Genomic DNA, 20,061 nt, shown 5'->3' with positions numbered 1-20,061 from the left:
CAGGACCGCGAGGCGAGCCGGACGGACACGGGGTGCATGCGTCCGGCTGCGTGCGGCGAACCGTCCGACGCCAGGCACACTTGATCGGTGGCGAATCACTCACGGTCCCAACTCCCCCTGCCCGGCGGTTGGATGGTCGTCTGCGGCGATGACGGTCTGGCCAGGCGGCTGGCAGGCGAACTTCGGGACGTGTACCGGGAGCGCGTGACGCTCGTGGTGCCCGAGGCCCGCGCACAGCAGCCCGTGGTGGGCCTGCGGTCCAGGCGCTCCGCCCTCGGACTGCTGAGCCGCGTTCCCGTGGCCAGGAACCCCCGCGTCCCGGGGCCCGGGGAGGCGGACCCGCACCTGCGTGTCGTGGAAGGAGCCGAACCGGACGAGGAGCTGCTGGCGCAGGCCGGGGTGGAGCGGGCCGCCGCGCTGGCGCTGGTGTACGAGGACGACGAGGTCAACGTGCGTGCGGCTCTCGTCGCCCGCCGGCTCAACCCCAGGCTCCGGCTGGTGATCAGGCTCTACAACCGCAAGCTGGGCCAGCACCTCGAAGAGCTGCTCGACCAGGCCGCGATCATCGCCGAGCCCGGCCTGGACCTGCGGGAACTGGACGCGTCGACCACGGTCCTGTCCGACGCGGACACCGCCGCGCCGGCCCTCGCCGCCTCCGCCGTCGCCGGCACCAGCAAGATCGTGCAGGCGGACGGCCTGCTCCTGCGCGCGGTCGAACGCACGCCACCGGGCCCGGGGGAGGTCGCCGATCCGGGGCTGTGCACACTGGCCTTGCTGTCGGCGACCTCCGGCGACCCGGCCGGAGCGGAGGGCTCGGAACACAGCGGCGAGCGCGGGCCGCAACTGCTGCCGGACGACCGGGCGGTAGCCGCCGCCACCGGTCGCGGCATCGTCGCCCTGGAAGCGGTCTCCCACGCCGGCCCCGCCGTATCGGCAGGCCGCCTGGCGGGCGCAGCCTTCCCCGTCGCCTCCCTGTTCTCCCGCCGCCTGCGGTGGTCCCTCGCGGGGATCGTCGCAGCGGTGGGCGCGCTGGCGGTGGCCGCCTGGATCACGACCGGGGACCACCCGCTGCACGCGGCGTACATCACCCTCCTCGACCTCTTCGCCATCAACGACCCCGCGGTGGGGGAGCCGCCCGAGCGCAAGACACTGCAGATCCTCGCCGGTTTCGTGGGGCTGCTCCTGCTGCCGGTCCTCGTGGCGGCGGCGCTGGAGGGCCTGGGGGCGTTCCGGACCGCGACCACACTGCGCCGGCCGCCGCGCAGGGCCTCGGGCCACGTCGTACTGCTGGGCCTCGGCAAGGTCGGCACCAGGGTGCTGGCGCGGCTGAGGGAACTGGAGATCCCCGTGGTGTGCGTCGAGTCGGACCCGGACGCCAGGGGCATCGAACTCGCCCGGCGCCTGCGCGTCCCCGTCGTCCTCGGAGACGTGACCGAGGAAGGCGTGCTCGAAGCGGCGCGGGTCGGCCGTGCGCATGCCCTGCTCGCCCTGACCAGCGCGGACATCACGAACCTGGAGGCGGCCCTGTACGCGCGGGCCGTCCGGCCCGACCTGCGGGTCGTGATGCGGCTCTACGAGGACGACTTCGCGACGGCCGTGTACCGCACCCTGCGCGCCGCCCACCCCGAGGCGCTGACCCGCAGCCGCAGCGTGACCCACCTGGCGGCGCCCGCCTTCGCCGGAGCGATGATGGGCCGGCAGGTACTCGGAGCCGTGCCGGTCGAGCGGCGCGTGCTGCTCTTCGCCGCGCTCGTGGTGGAGGGACATCCGCAGCTGGAGGGACGGACCGTCGCGGAGTCGTTCCGCCCCGGGGCATGGCGCGTGATCGCCCTGGACACCAGCGCACCGGAGGACCGGCGGCCCGACCTCGCCGCCACGCCCGAAGAGGCCCGCGGTCCCGAGGCCGGCCTGGTCTGGGACCTGCACCCCGGCTACGTCCTCAAGGCGCAGGACCGGGTCGTCCTGGCGGCCACCCGCCGGGGCCTGGCGGAGCTGCTCGGCCGCGGCGCCGTCCCGGCCTCCCGCGCGTGAGGAGGCCGCCCCGAGAGGCGCGGGGCGGCGCGTCGCGGGCGGCAGCCACGGGGTGGCGAGACTGCCGGACTCCGGCATGTGATCCCCCGACGGCCGGGCCGTACGGTGATCATCCGCACCAGAGAGGAACCCATGCACGCGAACCCCGCCCTCCACGCAGTCGCCCTGGCGGCGGCGACGCTCCTCCTGCTTCCCCTCCCCGTGGCGCTCCTGTGGGGGTGGACGCCGGAAAGGCTGCGCAGCCGCGCCGTCGCCCGGGCCTACGCCTACGCCATGCTCGGCCTGTACGCGCAGGCGTGCCTGAACACCGTGCCGCGCATGCTGGACGCCCCCGCCGGGCTGACCACGGCATGCTCGGCCGCCGGGGTGGCGCTGTGTGTCGCGGCGGCGGTGTTCTTCACCCAGGCCGCGGTACGGGCGCGCCGCGTCGGTCCAAAGAGTGCGCGCTGACCGAGCGGGGCTCCACCCCCCTGGTTCCACCTCCACCCGCTTCCCGTCCGGGCCACCCGCCTCCTCCGTACAGGCCCGGGGACGGGACATGCGGCCGCGCCCCGGCGCGGATGGCCGACCTGCGGAGTGTGCCCCGCCGGAGGCATGGCAGGCTGGCCCCCGGGCAGTGACGGGCATGAACGGGGCGGGCCGAAGGTTGAGCGACGAGCAGCAGGCGACGGACGAGTATCTGGAGGGAAGCGCGGACCTCCTGCGCCAGGTGTGCGCCACCGGTCGCCGCTTCACCCGCGCCGAGCTGGAGGCCCGCCGGGACGCGGGCGAACGGGCCGCGGAGGCCGGCATCGGCCTGCGGTCGCTCGTACGGGCCCACCTGGCGTTGACCCGGGAGATCCAGCCGGACCTCCCCGTAAGGGAGTTGCCCTACCTGCTGGGCGCGCTGGAGCAGGCGGTCGACGCGTTCGCGGAGGGGTACGAGCGGGCCCAGCAGCAGGCCGTTCGGCAACAGGAGGCCGAACGGCGGGAGTTCATCGACGACCTGCTGTACGGCGGCAGCGATCTGGGGCGGCTCGCGGAGCGGGCCGAGCGGTTCGGCCTGCGACTGGCCCAGGCCCACGCGGTGGCGGTGGCGCAGGGACCGGAACCGTACGGCGACGGCTACAGCACCGTGCGGGGGGTCGAGACGGCCGTCCTCGCCCGGTTCGGCCACCGCAACATCCTGCTGACCACCAAGGAGGGCCGGCTGATCTGCGTCGCCCCCGGCGACCGGCCCGAGGTGCTGGCCTACTTCGCGAAGCAGGCGTACGCCGCCACCGACGGCGGCCTGGTCGCCATCGGCAGGCCCCACGCCGGCGCCGGGGGAGTGGTCCACTCCTACGAGGAGGCACTCAACGCCCTCGACCTCGCCCGCCGCATCGACCTGGAGGGGCCGGTCCTGCACGCCGCGGACCTGCTGGTCTACCCGGTCCTCGGGCGGGACCGGCAGGCCATGGCCGACCTGGTCGAGACCGTTCTCGGCCCCCTCCGGCAGGCGCGCGGCGGCGCCAGGCCGCTGATCGACACCCTCAATGCCTACTTCGACACGGGGTGCGTGGCCACCGACGCGGCGCGCCTGCTGTCGCTGAGCGTCCGCGCTTTCACGTACCGCCTCGAACGCATACACAAGCTCACCGGAGCCGACCCCGGTGATCCGCGCCACCGCTACACCCTGCAGACGGCCGTCATCGGAGCCCGGCTGCTGGACTGGCCGGGGAAAGAGCAGTGACCGGCCGGTCCCGCGGGCGCTTCGATCAGTGCTCGGCGGTGTTCGCGCGCTGGTAGATGTCGGGGACGCCGTCGGAGTCGGCGTCCAGCGTCTCCTCCTCGTACAGGCGCTTGTAGACCGTGTTGCGTCGGCGCAGGAAGAGGGCGGCCAGTCCGGCGGCGGCGACGGAGCCGATGAGGACGGCCGCCTTGATCTGCTCGGTGACGTCCTGGCCGGGGAAGGCGAGTTCGCCGATGAGCAGGGCGACGGTGAAACCGATTCCGGCCAGGACGGACAGTCCGAAGACGTCGGCCCACGCGAGGTCGGGGTTGAGGCGGGCGCGGGTGAAGCGGGCGGCGAGGTAGGTGCCGCCGAACACGCCGAGGATCTTGCCGGCGACCAGGCCCACGACCACGCCGAGCGGTTCGGGCCGGGTGAACACGTCCGCGAGAGCGCCCGCCGAGACGGTGACACCGGCGGCGAACAGGGCGAAGAGGGGGACGGCGACACCGGCGGAGAAGGGGTGGACGAGGTGGGAAACCCGGGCCCCGGGGGCGGATTCCTCGCCCTTGTCCCGCGTGGCGCGCAGGATGAGGCCCATGGCGACGCCGGCGACGGTGGCGTGGACGCCGCTGTTGTACATCAGCGCCCAGACGGCGATGCCGAGCGGGACGTACCACCACCAGCCGCGGACCCGGAAGCGCTGGAGGGCGTAGAAGGCGAGCAGCCCGGCGACGGCGCCGCCGAGGGCCCAGAAGTTCAGATCGGCGGTGAAGAAGACCGCGATGATGAGGATGGCGCCGAGGTCGTCGACCACGGCCAGGGTCAGCAGGAAGGCGCGCAGGGCCGCGGGCAGGTGCGTGCTGATCACCGCGAGCACGGCGAGTGCGAAGGCGATGTCGGTGGCCATGGGTACGGCCCAGCCGTCGAGGCTGCCGCCGCCGAGTCCGGCGGTCAGCGCGTACAGGGCGGCGGGGACGGCCATGCCGCACACGGCGGCGATCACGGGGAGGGCCGCGGTCGCCGGTGTACGGAGCTCGCCGACGACGAGTTCACGCTTGAGCTCGATGCCCGCGACGAGGAAGAAGACGGCGAGGAGGCCGTCGGCGGTCCAGTGGCCGACCGAGAGGTCGAGGCCCAGGGCGGGTATCCCGAAGTGGAAGTCGCGCACCTGCTGGTAGACGTCGCCGAGGGGGCTGTTGGCCCAGACGAGGGCGATGACGGCCGCGGCCAGGAGTACGAGTCCGCCGATGGTCTCGGTGCGCAGAGCCTCGGAGATGGCGCGTCGCTCGGACCAGGGAAGCAGGCCGAGGAAGGGAGAGCGCTGTGGGGGCGGGGCATGGGTCATGGCGGGGGAACCTCCGGGGCGTCGGCAGCATTCGGGCACACGGCCCCTATGACGCCGACCAGACTTCCCGGCACACCCCGCGTCCGCCCTTCGGTGTGATGGGCATATTGACGCGTTCTTCACACCCTATCGGGCGGGGCGGGATGTCGCCAGGGGGCACTTGACGTGCGGTGACGGTGTTCGTGAACAGGCAGAGGACCCGTACCCGCCCAAGGCGCAGGGTGGGTACGGGTCCTCCGGGAGCCGGGCCGCGGGGGCGGTCAGACGGTGGTCTTCACCGGCTCCTGGTCGGTGTCCTCGTCGTCGTCCGTCGCGATGCCGGCGTCGCGGCGGCGGACGAAGTCGAGGAAGGAGTTCAGCTCCCGCTTGACGACGGGGGCCAGCAGGTACAGGCCGATGATGTTGATGACGGCGAGCATGAAGAGCACCGCGTCCGCCATGTCGATCAGGGTCTGCAGGGTCAGCAGGGAACCGGCCACCGCCACGAGCGTGTACATGACCTTGAAGGTGAGCTCACTGGCCCTGCTGCGGCCGAAGAGGTGGGTCCAGGCCTTCATGCAGTAGTAGCCCCAGGTCAGCACCGTGGAGATGGCGAACAGCATGACCGCGATGGTCAGGATGTACGGGAACCAGGGCAGGACGGTGGCGAAGGCGTCGGAGGTGATGGTGACGCCGCCGATGGACTCGCCCTTGCGGGCCTCGCCCCAGCTGGCCGGGTTGGCGATCACGATCGTCAGCGCGGTCATCGTGCAGATGATCACGGTGTCGATGAACGGCTCCAGCAGGGCGACGAGGCCTTCGCTGGCGGGGTGCTTGGTCTTGACCGCGGAGTGGGCGATCGGGGCGGAGCCGAGACCGGCCTCGTTGGAGAACGCGGCCCGCTTGAAGCCGATGATCAGCGCACCGAGGACACCGCCGGCGACGCCCTGCGGGTTGAAGGCGCCCTCGATGATCGTGGAGATCGCGGCCGGGACGGCGGTGACGTTGACCAGGATCACGACGAGGCAGGCGGCGATGTAGATGCCGGCCATCGCGGGGACCAGCTTGCTGGTGACGGAGGCGATGGAGCGGATGCCGCCGAGGAGCACGATGCCGACGAGGGCGGCGATCAGGATGCCGAAGAACAGGGCTCCGGCGGAGGAGCCGAGCATGCCGGACTCGCCGCCGGTGACCGATACCAGCTGGGCGTAGGACTGGTTGACCTGGAAGAGGTTGCCGCCGAAGAGGCCGAAGAACAGGACGAACGTGGAGGCGAGGACGGCGAGGACCTTGCCGAGCGTCTTGCCGCGGGAGCCGAAGCGGTCGGCGAGGCCCTTGGGCAGGTAGTGCATCGGGCCGCCGGAGACGGTCCCGTCGGCGTGCACCTCGCGGTACTTCACACCGAGCGTCACCTCGACGAACTTCGTCGCCATGCCGAGCAGGCCGCAGAGGATCATCCAGAAGGTGGCGCCGGGGCCGCCGATGGAGACGGCGACGGCGACACCGGCGATGTTGCCGAGCCCGACCGTGCCCGATACCGCGGCGGTCAGAGCCTGGAAGTGGTTGACCTCACCGGCCGACCCCTTCTCGTCGTACTTGCCGCGGACCACGTTCACCGCGAGTCGGAACTTGCGTATCTGCACGCCCCCGAACCAGAGGGTGAAGACGATACCCGCGACGACCAGCCAGGCGACGATCAGCGGAATCTGGGTTCCCCCGACGGGGACGGAGTAGAAGACGACCTCGCCGAGCCATGTGGCGATGGGCTCGAAGAATCCGCTGACAGCAGTGTCGACGGATTCGGTGAAGGAGTCGAGTGACATGTGGCACAACCTCGTTGGCGCAGACCGGCCCCGTGCGGAGGACCGGTGTGAGAAGGCGGGCTCTGGGCGAACGCCGTTTTCGATCGGCGACCGGCGGCGCCGCCGGTCCGCGGAGGCGGAACGGGGTATGGCGCCCTGGTCGTTCGGATGCTGCGAAGTGCTGCCCGGCCTGGTGTCGGCCGCTGCTCCGGTCCGGCTGTGGGTGGGCCGAAGCGGAGTTGCGTATTCCTAGCACGGTCTTTACGCCTTCTTTAGTGACGGGTGTCACAGTGGCTGGATTTTGCGACGTTTGCCCTGGTTCGGTGACGCGATCGTTATCCGGATCTGAGGTTTCCCTGAGCGAACAGCTGCGATCGGACGTCCGTTTCCTCCCGCTCGCGGGAGGACCGCGGGGACGCCGTCGGCCTCGTGATCAGGATTCGGGGGTCCGGCACGGTTCGATCTTCCTGAGGGCACCCTCGACGGCGGCGAGGCGGTCGGCGATGAGGTCGAGGGCGGCCGCGGCGCGGTGCAGCGGATCCGCGTCCGTGCCGCCCGCCGGCCGGCCGCGCCGGTACGAGGTGGCGATCTCCGCCCACCGGGCGGCCTGCTGCGGGGAGAGGGAACCGCGCAGCGCGGCGAGCCGCAGGAGGTTGGCCTCCGCTCCCGTCGTCAACGTCTGGGCCTCGGCGGTGTAGTGGTCGTCGATCACGGCGCTCAGCTCCGTGTCGTTCATCGCGGGCGAGATCCGGGCCGCGATCCTGTTCATGCTGCGGTAGGAGCCCTGGAGCAGGAACGGGGGTTCGGTGCGGCTGTCGTCGCTCTGCGCGGCCGAGGCGATGTAGGCCGCGTTGACGCCGAGGACGGTGCTCCGGGCGGCCACCAACCTCCGCAGCACGCCGAGGACTTCTTCGAGCTCCGCCGGACCGTACGGGTGGGTCAGGCGGTCCGCGCGGGCGGTCGGGTCGCCCTCGGCGAGCCGGACGAGAAGACCGAGGTCGCCGCGGTCGCGTCCGGCGAGCGGGGCGAGGACCGGATGGGAGGTGAGGGCGTTCTCGACGAAGCTGAAGGCGAAGACGTCCTCCTTGCCGGTCAGGACGTCGCCGAGGTTCCACACGTCGGCCCGGTTGGCGAGCATGTCCGGGACCTGGAAGCGCTGCCCGGACCGGGTGTACGGGTTGCCGGCCATGCAGACGGCGAAGCGTTTGCCGCGCAGGTCGCGGCCGTTCAGCGTGCGGGTCGAGTCGCACAGGGGGATGAACCTCTGGAGCAGTTCGGGGGAGGTGTGCTGGATGTCGTCGAGGTGGAGGAGGACGTTGTTGCCCGCCTCCAGCGCGAAGGCGATCTTCTCCAGCTCGCGGCGGGCCGCCTCGTCCGGGGCGGCGGCCGGGTCGAGGGAGGTGGTGGCGGGGCCGAGAGCCGGGCCGTCGACCTTCACCAGCAGCAGCCCGAGGCGCTGGGCGACGTACTCCATCAGGGTCGTCTTGCCGTAGCCGGGCGGGGAGAGGAGCAGCAGCAGGCCGTGGGTGTCGGTGCGCTTGGCGTCGCCGGCCGCGCCGAGCTGCTTGGCGAGGCTGTCGCCGACGAGGGGGAGGTAGACCTCGTCGATCAAGCGGTTGCGGACGAAGGAGGACATGACGCGCGGCCGGTGGGCGTCGATCCGCAGCCGTTGGTGTTCGGCCGTGACCAGTGCGGTGCGCATGCGCTGGTACGAGCGGAAGCCCGGGACGGCGGTCCGCGCGAACTCCGCGGTGCGGGCCAGGAACTCGTCCAGGCGCAGGTCGAGTGAGCCGCCGGCGATGCGGGGATGGGCTCCGAGCAGCCCCGTGACGGTCGAGCCGGTGGCCCCCTCGACCTCGTAGCGGGTCAGGGACGGGCACAGCTCCGCCGCGGTCGCCTCGGCGATGTCGCCCTCGTCGACGTCCTCACCGGTCGACGCCGCGTACGCGCCGAGCCAGCTCTCGACCAGCTGTCGGCGTTCGGCGAGGCCGGGCAGGGCCGCGAGGTCGTCGGCGTAGGAGGCGTCGTGTGCCCGTACGCGGCGCCGGAATCCGTCGAGCAGTCCGACGGCGGCGGCAGACATCGCGAAGCCCGCCGGCCCCGACGTCAGTTCCTCGAACAGGTAGGTGGCGATCCGCTCGGGATGCGCCCGTTCCTCGGCCGTGAAGGCGGCTGCGGCCCGGGCGAGTTCGGTCTGGAAGTCGTCGAGGGCCGGGCTGGGCCCGAAGAGTGCCCGGGCCCGGCCCAGCGAGCCGGCCCGGCGGCCGTACGCCTCGCGTTCGCCGTCGCTCAGACCGGACGCCCAGAAGAGCACGGCGGCGGCGCGATCCCGTGCCGGATGACGCAGCGCCCCCGCGCTCCCGTGCAGCCGGAGGACCGCGCGCAGGATCGCGGCGGCGTCGTGGTCGTGGACGCCCCGCTCGTGGCCCTCGTCGTAGGCGGCCTCGGCGGCCCGCCGGACCAGTGTGCCCAGCCCGTCGCCGGCCTCGGCCTCGGCGAGGGCGGCGGCCCCGTGCTCCGCCAGCAGCCGGGCGGCCAGGTGCTCGGCCCGGTACACCCCGGCCGACTCGCTCGGCAGTACGCGGTCCCAGTACGGGCGGGTGGCGGCGAACGCGGAGTCGGTGACCGGGCGCCGGTAGTCCGTGCCCGCCAGGGCGAATGCCATGCCGTCCCCGTGCGGTACGAGGGTGAGGTCGGCCGGCTCGCGGGTGACGGCGAACAGGTGCCGCCCCAGGCGGATCGTCCCGCCGTCCTGCGAGTACAGGTCGGTGCGGTCGCGCAGCGCGCGCCCCGCCTCCTGCCGGGCCGCCGCGAGACGGCCGGTCAGTTCCTCCGCCCGCACCTCGTCACCGAGCGTCCGGAGCCGGCCGATGCTGCGGTGCAGACCGGTCACCAGGGGATCGGAGACGAAGTACGTGTTGACCTCGTCCTCGTCGGAGAGGGCGGCCGCCCCGCGCGTCACCGACTCCAGGACACGCTGTGCGGAGCCCGCGAGGGCTTCGGCGCGGCGGGCCCGGGCGTCCTGGAGGCCCTGGCGGCGTGAGGAGAACGCCTCCTGCACCTCGGCGCGCTTCTCGGCGACCTGGGCGAGGAAGTCCTCCTGCTCGGCGAACCGTGCCTCCAGGTGCTCCAGCCGGAGCAGGAGGCGGGCGAGCTGGGCGTCGCAGTCCTCAGGGGTGTCGGCGGCCGCGAGGGCGCCGGTGACGGTCTGCGCCAGCAGCGCGAACTCGGCGGTGAACTCGGCGCTGCCCTCCTGCCGCAGGAGTTCCCGCCTGCGCGCGTCAAGACCGGACCGGGCCCGGTTCAGGCCCGCCATCGCCTCGGCCACCCGCTCCAGGACGGTGATGCGTACGGTCGCGTCACCGACGTCCAGGCCGGACACGACTTCGGTGAGGTGCTGCAGTCCCAGGACGTGGCCCTCCAGCCGCCGGCGCAGCGGCTCGGCCTCGGCGACCGTGGCGACCGTCCCGGCCTCGGCGCCGAGCCGATCCGCCTCGTCCGCGTACGCGCCGAAGGCGTCGTCCCGCTGGAGGTGGGCCAGCGCCCGGTGACCGGTGGATTCGACGGCGGCGGCGACGTCCGCCGCCAGGGCGTCGATGCCGGCCGTGTCCGCGTACCGCATCTCCCTGAGGGTCACCAGGTGCCCCTGGGCGCGCCGCAGTTCGGTGATGCGCCCCGTCCACTCCTCCGCGGCCGCCGGGGCCTCGCCCCGGATGCGGCGGATCAGGGCGGTGGCGGTCCGGCGCGCCTCGGCGAGCGCGTCGGCAGCCTGCGTCGTCAGGCTGCGGACGGTCTCGAACTCCTCCAGGACCCCGGCGGTGGTCGCCCGGACGGCCTCCAGCGGCCCGCTGAGGTCGGGGCCGCCGGAGGCGTCCCGCGTGAACTCGGCGAGCCAGGGGAACCGGTCGGCGGTACGCCCGCAGGCGGCGAGCAGTGCCGCGTACCGCGCCGCGGCGGTCGCGGGGGGCGCTTCCCGGGTGTCCGCGGCCTGGCGGGCGACGGCCAGCGTGTCGGCGACGGCGCGCACCAGCTCGGGGTTGCCGATACGGGCGAGCGGACCGCCGGCGGTGGCCGTGGCCGTCGGGTGCAGGTCGGAGGCGAACGGGGTGGACCACAGCTGTACGGCGTGCGCCCGGGCCGACCGGTCCGGATCCGGGCGCAGCACCACCAGGGTGCCGTCGTCGAAGCGGGCGTGGCCGTGGCAGGCGAGCGGCGCGGTGACTTCCTTGCGGATCAGGTGGTAGGGGAGCAGCAGGCTCCGGCCCCCGTGCAGGGCCCGGAAGACGTAGAGCAGGTCCTCGCCGTTCGGGGCCGGGACGCACTGCTCGAAGCGCAGCCCGGCGGCGTCGGTGTCGAAGGTCCTGACGGTGCCGGAGGCCAGGCAGTATCCGCCGGGGAAGACGATGCCCGCGTCGTCGGGGAGACGCCGGCAGGATCCGCCGATGCCGTCCAGCCGGACCACGGTACCGGTCAGGGAGTTGTAGACCAGGTGGCGCCGGGCCCGTTCCTTGTAGGGCAGGACACGCAGGAGCACCAGAGGGCCCACGACGGCGTAGGCGATCTCCGCGTCCGCGAGGGACTGCAGGGGCTCGTCCACGGGCTCGCGGTGGAGGGCGTCCTGCGACTCGGTGTCGTTCTCGGTCTTGACGGTGAGGGCGCCGCCGACCGTCGAGACGAAGATCCGCCCGTCGACGGACACGTGCGGGTGCCGGCCGGTGACGTGGTCCTCCCGGGTGGTCGCCCGCCATCCGATGTCGTGCGGCGGAGGCAGGACGTGGTCGCGTTCGCCCTGGGCGTCCAGGAAGCGGGCCTCGCCGGAGGGGGCGAGCGACCAGCGCAGGACTCGGATGTCCTCGGCGCGCTCACCGGTGCGGAAGACCGCCAGCAGCCTGCCGTCCACATGCCTCAGCCGCTGCAGCCGGGCGTCGTGGTAGTAGCGGTGCAGTGTCCGGAACTCCTGGCGGAAGGCGGGGTCGTCCAGCAGCCCGGGCACGGCGTCCTCGGGGAGGGGGTTCAGATCGCGGTCGTACAGTGCCAGGACGTCGCGCACCTCCGTCTCGCCGCCGCGTTCGGCGGCGGGCCGGTCATAGCCGAAGAGGAGGTGGCCGCCGACAGCGGCCAGGTCGACGGCGGTGCGGTTGCGGTCCGTCCGCAGGTGCCCGGACCGGGTCAGTGCGACTTCGGAGGAGCCGAACACCGCGATCCGGGCCTCGTTGAGGGCTTCGGCGCCGCGCGCCAGCTCCCGCGCCTGGGCGGCGAGCCGGTCCCGCAGTACCTCGTACGTGCCCGACTCCGTACCCGTACCGGTACGCGGCTCCTTGCGCGTGCCCGCGTCCGCGCCTGTGTCCGTGCCCGTGACCGTGGTCATCCGTGCTGCTCCTTCGCGTACAAGATCGTGACAGGGCAGGGAAGCGCCGAGCCTCCGCTCGGCGGCTTCCCTGCCGGTGACCGCACCCCCGTGGCGGTCAGCTCCTGGTGGCGGCGCCGTTCACCGAGGCGGGCGGGGCCGCGGCGGCCGTCGTCGCCGCACCGGCGAGCGCGCTCACCGGCAGGTCGGCCAGGCCCAGGTCACGTGCCTTGGACAGCAGCTCGTCCAACTGTCCCGAGCCGGCGGGCATGAGTTTCATCAGCAGGGCGGAGACGGTCAGGTTGCGGACGTCGGCGGTGGAGACGGCGCCCAGCGCGCGGGCGAGGTCCTCCGTGAAGGAGCCCGTGCCGTCCAGCCAGTCGGCCGTCAGGGCGCGTGCCGTCTGGGAGTTGTCCATGAACCCGTCGACGGCGCGGCCCATCGACATCGCTCCCACGATCCGGTCGAAGAAGGCGGACTCCCCTCCGACGATGCTGATGTCGGCGCTCTCCAGCCCGGTCGCGAGCACCGTCGCCTGGGCCTCGGCCACCTGCCGCTGGGCGTCGAGGCCGGCGAGGCGGATCTCCTTCTCCGCCTCCAGCCGCAGCCGGTACTCCTCGTGCGTCCGCGAAGCCTCGTCCAGCGCGGCCATCGCCGCCGCCTTGTCGGTCAGGCCGGACGCCTCCGCCTTCAGCTTCTCGCCGATGCCCGCCGCCTCGGCCAGGGCCAGCTCCCGGGCCCCGTCCGCCTCGGCCTTCAGCCGCGCGGCCGTCGCCCCGGCCTCGGCCCGGCCGGCCTTCTCGATGGCGTCCGCCTCCTTCTCCCGTACGGCGACGGCGGCCAGACCCGCGGCCGCGGCCTCGGCCTGGATGCCCTCGGCGAGGCGGACCTTGGCGCGGGCGTCGAGGTCGGCGGCCTTGTTGCGGGCCTCGGCCAGGGTCAGCTCCTCCGCGGCCCGGTGCACGGCCGCCTGCTCTGCGGCCTCGGCCGCCTTGATGTCCTTGACCAGCCGCTCCTGCGCCTCTGCCTCGGCGGCGATGACGACCGCCTGACGGGAGCGCTCGGCCTCCTCCACGGCCCGCAGCCGCTTGATGGACTCCTCCTGCTCGGCGACCGTCCGGTCCACCGCGACCCGCTCCCGCACGACTTCCGCGATCTCCCGCTTCTCGGTCTCGACCTCCTTGTCGGCCGCGATCCGGGTCAGTTCGGTCTCCCGCTCCCGCGCGATCACCTCCAGCAGCCGGTCCTTCTCGATGCGCTCGCTCTCGATCGCGATGACCCGCTCGCGGTTCTTCGCCGCGACGGCGACCTCCCGGGCCTGGTTCTCCCGCTGGACTCCGAGCTGTTCCTCCGTCGCGAGGAAGGCGGTCTGCGCGCGCAGCCGCTCCTCCTCCACCACCCGGGCGATCTCGGCCTCCTCCCGGGCCCGCGACGTCTCGATCTCGCGGCGCTGCTTGATCTCGGCGTCGGCCTGACGGCGCTCCAGCTCCAGGATGGCCTCGCGCGCGTCGACGTTCTGGCGGGTGATCTCCTTCTGCTCGTGCTGCCGGAACTCGTTGGTGCGGACGTTCTCGATGGCGGTCAGCTCGGTGATCTTGCGGATGCCCTGGGCGTCGAGGATGTTGCCGGCGTCGAGCTGGGCCAGGGGGGTCTGCTCCAGGTAGTCGATGGCCGCGTCCTCAAGGCTGTAGCCGTTGAGGTCGATCCCGATGATCTCGATGATCTTGAAGCGGAGTTCGTCCCGCTTGGTGTAGAGGTCGGTGAAGTCCATCTGCTTGCCGACCGTCTTGAGCGCCTCGGAGAACTTGGCGTTGAAGAGCTCCTGGAGGGTGGCCTTGTCGCTGGCCCGGGCCGTTCCGATCGCCTGCGCGACCCTGATGACGTCCGCGGCGGTCTTGTTCACCCGGACGAAGAAGGAGATCCGGATGTCGGCGCGGATGTTGTCCCGGCAGATCAGCCCGTCGCGGCCGGTCCGGGAGATCTCGATGGCCTTCACCGAGATGTCCATGACCTCGGCCTTGTGCAGGACGGGCAGGACGACCTGACCGGTGAAGGTGACGTCCACCTTCCGCATCTTCGACACGATCAGGGCCTTGCCCTGCTCGACCTTGCGGAAGAGGCGGGTCAGGACGACCACCACGACGAGCGCGACGACCAGGAGACTGAGGATGAGCAGGCTGAGGCCCGACGTGATGGCATCCATGAGGAATCCCCCCTTGGGAGTGAGTGCCGGCGTGGCACGGATGAACCGCCGTAAGCGGACGACGGACGCGGGCGGACGACGGACGCCGTGATCGCCGCGGAGGAGCCGCGGCGCGGGAGCCGCCGGAACCACCGCGCGGACGGAGCGCTTCCCCCCTCCCGCCCCCCGGCCGGCGTACACCGCGAGTCGGCGCGAGCCGGCGCGAGTCGGCACGCGTCGACATGCGGTTCCGGCGTCCGGCAGGAAAGCCCCCGGTGCGCCCTGGAGTCCCCATACTGTCCTGGGACTTGCTCTCGCGTCATTGCCGGTGCCCGGCAGTATTCACGCCCCTTGGACGCGCCGGGGTGGTTCGCGGCGGAGCCGCCGGGAGACGGTCGCAGATGGCAGGGTGGGGGGTATGTGCGGCCGATACGTCTCCACCCGCGGTCCCGAGGATCTGTCCGGCCTGTTCCGGGCCGCGCCCCCGGATCCCGGACATGCGCTGGAGCCCAGCTGGAACGTCGCCCCCACCGACGCGGTCTGGGCGGTGCTGGAGCGCGCCGACCGGGACACCGGGCTGCTGGAGCGGCGACTGCGGCCGCTGCGGTGGGGCCTGGTGCCGTCGTGGTCGAAGAGCCCGACCGGCGGCGCGAAGATGATCAACGCGCGGGTGGAGACGGTGCACGAGAAGCCCGCCTACCGGCGCGCCTTCGCCAAGCGCCGCTGCCTGCTGCCCGCGGACGGCTTCTACGAGTGGCAGGCGGTCCCCGCCTCCGCCGGGGCCAAGGCGTACAAGCAGCCGTACTTCATCCGCCCCGAGGACGGCGCGGTGATGGCGATGGCCGGGCTGTACGAGTTCTGGCGCGACCCGGGAGTCGCGGACGACGACGATCCGGCGGCCTGGTGGGCCACCTGCACCGTCATCACCACCGAGGCGACCGACGCGGCCGGCCGCGTCCACCCCCGTATGCCGCTCGCCCTCGCCCCGGCCGACTACGGGGCCTGGCTCGACCCCTCACACCAGGACGCGGACGAACTGCGCGCCCTGCTCGCCGCCCCCGGGGGCGGGCGGCTGGACGTCCGCCCCGTCTCGACGGCGGTCAACAACGTGCGCAACAACGGGCCTGAGCTCCTCGACCCCCCGGCGGACGGCGATCCGGCTACGAGGCGGGCGGCCGGTCCAGCGTGATGCGGGCGACGACCGGCAGGTGGTCGCTCCCGGTGGCCGGCAGGGTGCGGATGTCGGACACGGACGCCGAGCGCGCCAGGACCTGGTCGATCCGGGAGACCGGGAAGGACGCGGGCCAGCTGAGGGCGAACCCCCGCCGGGGCACCTCCATCCGAGAGGTCAGCGGAGCGAGCCCCCGGTCGTACACGGTGCCGTTGAGGTCGCCCAGCAGCACCACCCGCGCCACCGGCTCGGCGGCGACGGCCGCGCCCAGCAGTCGCGCGCTCTCGTCCCGCAGCTGCGTGGCGAAGCCGGACGGCCGGATGCGGACCGAGGGCAGGTGGGCGACGTACACGGCGACCTCGCCCCGCGGCGTGCTCACGCCGGCCCGCAGGCCACGGCTCCAGTCCTCGCCGATCGCCGCCGGCCTGATGTCCAGCCGGCGGACGCCGGTCAGCGGGTACCTCGACCAGAGGCCGACCGTTCCCTCGACGGCGTGGTGCGGATACCGCGAAGCCAGCGCCTGCGTGTAGGCCGGCAGCGCCGAGGCGGTCAGCTCCTCCAGGGCGATGAGGTCCGGCGCGGCATCGGCCAGTGCGGCCGCGGTGCCCGAAGGGTCCCGGTTCTCGTCACTGACGTTGTGCTGGACCACCGTCAGATCGGCGGGACCGTCCTCCGCCGGGAGGAGCAGCCCGCCGAAGAGGCCCAGCCAGGCCAGCGAGGGCAGCAGCGTGGCCGCCGTCGCGAGGGCGGAGCGGCGTACGAGTGCCGCCACGAGCAGCAGCGGCACCGCCAGGCCGGCCCAGGGCAGGAAGGCCTCCAGCAGGCTGCCGAGGCGGCCCACCGCATTGGGCACGGCCGAGTGGAACACCAGGACGGCGGCGGTCAGCAGCGCGAGCGCGGCGAGGAGCCGTCCGCGCCCGGCCGCAGCCGTGCGGGCCGCAGCGCCGCCGACCGCGCTGTCTTCCCCGCGGCGGGCGGCCCGCCGTACCGGAATCCTGCCCACCCGCTCCGGCCCCTCCGTCCCCGCCGGCCCTTCCCGTCCGGCGGACGCGGGCGCGACGTCGCAGGCTACGACGCATGATCCGCCGCCCGGGTTCCCGCCCCAGGCCGGGGGACCGGCTACCGGCCCGCTACGACGTCCTGCACGCGCCGCGCATCCGGCGCCGGCGCAGCAGCAGGCCCACGCCCGCCCCCGCGAGGGCCGTCACCGCGACACCCGCCGTGGTCCACCAGACGGCGTCGCCGTCGGTGCCGGAGACGGCCTGCGTAGCGGAGGAAGCCGGAGCGGGGGACGAGGAACCGGAACCGGAGGCGGAGGCCGGGGTCGGGGCCGACACGGCCGGAGTGCCGCCGGTCGCGGAGTCCGTCGTCCCGGTGGCGGTGGTCCCCGCGCCGGCGGTCCCCGCGCCGGTGGTCGGAGCCGGATCCACCACGGGGACGCCGACTTCGGCTTCACCCTTGCCGAGTGCGGGGAAGCCCACCTCGACGGTCACCTTCCACGAACCGGGCGGCAGCACCTCGGCGGTGGTCCAGCCGGCGGGCGCCGCCGCCGGGTCGCGGACCAGCCGCCAGGGGCCCATGGTGCGGGAGCCGTCGGGGCTGACCGCGTTGACGGTGGCGGCGACCGTCTCGTCGACGGCGTCCCCGTCGTTCTCCCAGGTGATGTCGGTGGTGACATGGCCGGCGCGTTGACCGGTCACCACCACCTTCAGGGTGTCGCCGTGGGCATGGGCGGCGCCGGGGATCAGGAACATGAGACCGAGTGCGGCCAGGGTGGCGGAGAGAGCGATTCGTATGCGCATCGTCGGGTGCTCCGGTCGAGAAGAGGGGAAACCGGCGGACGGCCGCACGGGGCGGCCGTCCGCCGGGCGGTTTCACGGCGTCACGGGGTGGCCCCGGCGCCGAGGCGTGGAGTGCGCCTCGGCACCGGGCGTGGCGGCGGTGCTCAGCCGGACTTCTGGATGGTCCAGGCCTGCGTCGCGCGGCCGTCCGCACGCTGGAGGTCGAGCAGCCAGTTCCCGTAGTAAGGGCGGTTGCTGACGGTGAGGGCGAAGCCGCCGCTCGGGTCCGTCACGGTGACCGCGCCACCGCGGGTCGTCAGCTTCCAGGCCTGCGCACCGTTGTTCTTGTCACAGGCCTGCTGGGCGACCCACATGCCCTGGGCGGGCGCGCCGCCCGGCTGGAGGCACTTGCCGGAGGCCGCGGACCGGATGCGGACCTGCCCGCTGCCCGCGTCGTCGAAGTACCACTGCTGCTGGGCGTAGCCGTTGGCGCGGCCGCCGACGAGCACGGTGCCGTCGGCGGTGCGGCCGCCCCAGACCTCCGCGGCCATGCCGGTGCTGCCGTTGCCGAGCGTGTAGCGGCTGCCCGGGGTGGTCGCCCCGCCGCCGGCCCCGGTCGTACGGAACGTCGCGGCCTTGCCGGGTCCGGTGTCGCGGCCGGAGCCGTCACGGGCGGACACGGTCACCGTGTACGAGGTGTTGGGCTGCAGGTTGTAGATGCGCAGCACCTGCGACTGGACCCAGGTCAGGTGCTTGCCGTTCAGCATCACCTGGTACCAGGCGGTGCCCTCGACCTTCGGCCAGCTCACCACGACGGAGGTGGACTGGATCTGGGCGGCCGTCACCGTCGGTCCGCCGGTCGGCTTCTTGGTCGGCGTCGGCGACGGCTTCTTCGTGGGCGTCGGCGTCGGGTTGGGACCGGGGTCCGTACCGCCGCCACCGCCCTTGGTCTTCATCAGGAACTGGTTGTCCGCGATGTTCCAGTGCGTGGCCAGATAGCTGCCGGCCTTGGGACTGGTGTGGAAGTAGTCGTCGTGGTTGCAGTCCAGGATGTTCTCGGACGCCTGGTTGGTGCAGATGTTGCGCATCTTCGGGTAGTACGGGGTGTCCGAGTAGCACATGACGTCGTACTCGTCGGTGCAGTGCGCGCCGCGGCTGGTGTTCGGGGCGCTGTTGTTGACGGCGCCCAGGTTGTGGCCGAGTTCGTGCGCGGCGGTGTGACCGCCCCAGCAACCGGAGTCGGTACGCCCGTAGGAGGGGCCGAAGTTGCTCTGGTTGTTCTGGCCGGGGCGCTCGTCGCCCGCGAAGGTGCCTATGCCGCAGTAGACCTGGCTGTCGGCGAAGATCATGTACTTGCGGTCGCGGCGGTCGAGACCCTTGGCGGCGAGCGCGTTGTTGGTCGCGCTGAACTCCGCCAGGGCGTTGGCCGGGAGCTCGATGTTGAGCACGGTGGGGGTGCAGTCCGCGGCGGTCACGTAGCGGATGTGCCGGACGCCGCCGGTCTCCTTGGCGCTCGCCGAGTAGATGAGGTCGGCGTCGGCCGCCCACTTGCGGAACGAGGCGAGGTACTCGGAGTAGCGGTCCTTGCCCGGGGCATGGACGTACACGACCTGCACGCGGTTGCCGCTGCTGCCGTCGCCGTCACACTGGACGGTCTGGCCGGCGGGGCCCGCGGCGACGGCCTGGCTGCCCTCTGCGGCGGCGGGCGCGGGCGCGGTGGCCTTGGTCGCCGAGGCGTCGGCCGCGGGCGCGTCCTGAGGACGCCCGCCGCCTTCCTTGGTGGCCGGGTCGTCGGTGGAGGGCTTGGCCGGATCGGCCGCCGGGGCCGTCTCCTTGACGGCCGGCGGGATGTCCTTCGTGATGTCGACGCCCTTCGGCGGGGCGTCGGGGCCGTGCGTGCAGTGCCCGTCTCCGGTGCGGTAGACGCCGACGCAGCGGTCGCCCTTGGGCGCCGGCTGCAGACCGTCGTAGACCATGCCGCGCGCGCTCTCGTTGGCGGGCGCGGCGGAGAGGGGTTCGGGCTCCTCGTCCCGGGCGGGGGCGGCGGCCGGAGCGGAGGCCGCGGCCTCGACGGATCCGGCGGCCTGGGCACCGTCGCCGAGCCCGGAGTAGGCGATGCCCGCGGCGATCACGGCTCCGGCTGCCACGGCGGCGGTGGCGAGTATCAAGCGCCGGGGTTTGCGGCGGTGATCGGTTGCAGTGCGTCTGCGACGTCCCGTCATGGGCACCTCAAATCGTTGTCGGACTGATGGGGTGCGCGGAAGCCTGCCAGACAAATGCGGCGGAGAATTCGGACAAACGGGGGCGCGGCCCGGGAAATCATTCCGTTACCTGTTGGCATGATTTGACGAACACTCAACATGCCGCGATTTAAAGGGAGTTACGCGCGTCGCACGCGAAAGGTCCAGTCCTATGGAGGTCGGTTGTTATCAAATCGAGATATGATGCGGAGGCTTGTTGACGGGAATTCAGTCAGGAATTCACCTAATTACTACCTGCCGAATTCTCTCCGTCACGAGCGGTGAGGGCCGGCGTCCGCCCGGGGGCCCGTGGTCTCCTCGGCTCCCTTACGGGGCCCACGAGTTGCCGAAACCCAACGGTCGGCCCGTGCCCAACTGCTGCGGCAGCGGGGGCGGGTCGTCCACGGCCGGGTCCTCGGCGGTGCGCGTGGGCGGGCGGGACGGGCGACTCGGCCGTCGACGACGACGGCGCACAGGTGGGTGCGCGCGG

The 20,061-nt window shown here is 72.9% G+C and carries 11 protein-coding genes; 4 read left to right on the top strand and 7 right to left on the bottom strand.

Annotated elements, in window-relative coordinates; translation table 11 throughout:
• Nucleotides 1-132: 132 nt before the first annotated feature.
• The 3 genes from BSL84_RS02365 to BSL84_RS02355 all read left to right on the top strand — a co-directional run bounded on the left by BSL84_RS02365 (nt 133) and on the right by BSL84_RS02355 (nt 3,742).
• Nucleotides 133-2,031 (top strand): NAD-binding protein, encoded by a 1,899-nt coding sequence (locus BSL84_RS02365; protein ID WP_075969688.1) that lies wholly within the window; start codon nt 133-135, stop codon nt 2,029-2,031.
• A gap of 132 nt (nt 2,032-2,163) precedes the next feature.
• The gene (locus BSL84_RS02360) at nt 2,164-2,481 is read left to right on the top strand and encodes a hypothetical protein (RefSeq protein WP_045321047.1); all 318 of its coding nucleotides are present in this window, start codon (nt 2,164-2,166) and stop codon (nt 2,479-2,481) included.
• A gap of 175 nt (nt 2,482-2,656) precedes the next feature.
• Entirely contained in the window at nt 2,657-3,742 is a 1,086-nt protein-coding gene (locus BSL84_RS02355) for a PucR family transcriptional regulator (RefSeq protein ID WP_051873190.1), read from the top strand.
• Between the two features lie 25 nt (nt 3,743-3,767).
• Here BSL84_RS02355 and nhaA read toward each other — a convergent pair whose 3' ends face one another.
• From nhaA to BSL84_RS02335, 4 genes are all read right to left on the bottom strand, one after another.
• Entirely contained in the window at nt 3,768-5,069 is a 1,302-nt protein-coding gene (nhaA, locus tag BSL84_RS02350; protein ID WP_045321046.1) for a Na+/H+ antiporter NhaA, read from the bottom strand.
• 260 nt (nt 5,070-5,329) lie between these two features.
• Entirely contained in the window at nt 5,330-6,871 is a 1,542-nt protein-coding gene (locus BSL84_RS02345; RefSeq protein WP_030028792.1) for an alanine/glycine:cation symporter family protein, read from the bottom strand.
• Nucleotides 6,872-7,283: 412 nt separating this feature from the next.
• Nucleotides 7,284-12,218, bottom strand: coding sequence for a DNA repair ATPase (locus BSL84_RS02340; protein WP_075969687.1), 4,935 nt, complete (start codon nt 12,216-12,218; stop codon nt 7,284-7,286).
• Between the two features lie 97 nt (nt 12,219-12,315).
• Entirely contained in the window at nt 12,316-14,400 is a 2,085-nt protein-coding gene (locus tag BSL84_RS02335; RefSeq protein WP_075969686.1) for a flotillin family protein, read from the bottom strand.
• Nucleotides 14,401-14,797: 397 nt separating this feature from the next.
• Here BSL84_RS02335 and BSL84_RS02330 point away from each other — a divergent pair, with 397 nt between their 5' ends.
• Nucleotides 14,798-15,568, top strand: coding sequence for an SOS response-associated peptidase (locus BSL84_RS02330; protein WP_075969685.1), 771 nt, complete (start codon nt 14,798-14,800; stop codon nt 15,566-15,568).
• Here the strand turns inward: BSL84_RS02330 and BSL84_RS02325 are convergent.
• From BSL84_RS02325 to BSL84_RS02315, 3 genes are all read right to left on the bottom strand, one after another.
• On the bottom strand, nt 15,540-16,544 hold the full coding sequence (locus BSL84_RS02325) for an endonuclease/exonuclease/phosphatase family protein (RefSeq protein WP_079273411.1): 1,005 nt from the start codon (nt 16,542-16,544) through the stop codon (nt 15,540-15,542). The two genes, BSL84_RS02330 and BSL84_RS02325, sit on opposite strands and share 29 nt — an antisense overlap.
• A gap of 136 nt (nt 16,545-16,680) precedes the next feature.
• Entirely contained in the window at nt 16,681-17,352 is a 672-nt protein-coding gene (locus BSL84_RS02320) for a hypothetical protein (RefSeq protein ID WP_075969684.1), read from the bottom strand.
• Nucleotides 17,353-17,495: 143 nt separating this feature from the next.
• On the bottom strand, nt 17,496-19,499 hold the full coding sequence (locus BSL84_RS02315; protein WP_234308311.1) for an RICIN domain-containing protein: 2,004 nt from the start codon (nt 19,497-19,499) through the stop codon (nt 17,496-17,498).
• Nucleotides 19,500-20,061 lie beyond the last annotated feature (562 nt).

The sequence above is a fragment of the Streptomyces sp. TN58 genome, from assembly GCF_001941845.1.
In the GTDB taxonomy this organism is placed as follows: domain Bacteria; phylum Actinomycetota; class Actinomycetes; order Streptomycetales; family Streptomycetaceae; genus Streptomyces.
The sequence above is the reverse complement of the archived record's forward strand: the minus strand, read 5'-3'. Positions and strand labels throughout refer to the sequence as shown.

Excerpts from the sequence above, each read along its gene's own strand:
- BSL84_RS02335 (WP_075969686.1), bottom strand. The coding sequence starts at position 14,400 with ATGGATGCCATCACGTCGGGCCTCAGCCTGCTCATCCTCAGTCTCCTG.
- BSL84_RS02360 (WP_045321047.1), top strand. The coding sequence starts at position 2,164 with ATGCACGCGAACCCCGCCCTCCACGCAGTCGCCCTGGCGGCGGCGACG.
- BSL84_RS02345 (WP_030028792.1), bottom strand. The coding sequence starts at position 6,871 with ATGTCACTCGACTCCTTCACCGAATCCGTCGACACTGCTGTCAGCGGA.
- BSL84_RS02330 (WP_075969685.1), top strand. The coding sequence starts at position 14,798 with ATGTGCGGCCGATACGTCTCCACCCGCGGTCCCGAGGATCTGTCCGGC.
- nhaA (WP_045321046.1), bottom strand. The coding sequence starts at position 5,069 with ATGACCCATGCCCCGCCCCCACAGCGCTCTCCCTTCCTCGGCCTGCTT.
- BSL84_RS02365 (WP_075969688.1), top strand. The coding sequence starts at position 133 with ATGGTCGTCTGCGGCGATGACGGTCTGGCCAGGCGGCTGGCAGGCGAA.
- BSL84_RS02340 (WP_075969687.1), bottom strand. The coding sequence starts at position 12,218 with ATGACCACGGTCACGGGCACGGACACAGGCGCGGACGCGGGCACGCGC.
- BSL84_RS02320 (WP_075969684.1), bottom strand. The coding sequence starts at position 17,352 with ATGCGCATACGAATCGCTCTCTCCGCCACCCTGGCCGCACTCGGTCTC.
- BSL84_RS02355 (WP_051873190.1), top strand. The coding sequence starts at position 2,657 with ATGAACGGGGCGGGCCGAAGGTTGAGCGACGAGCAGCAGGCGACGGAC.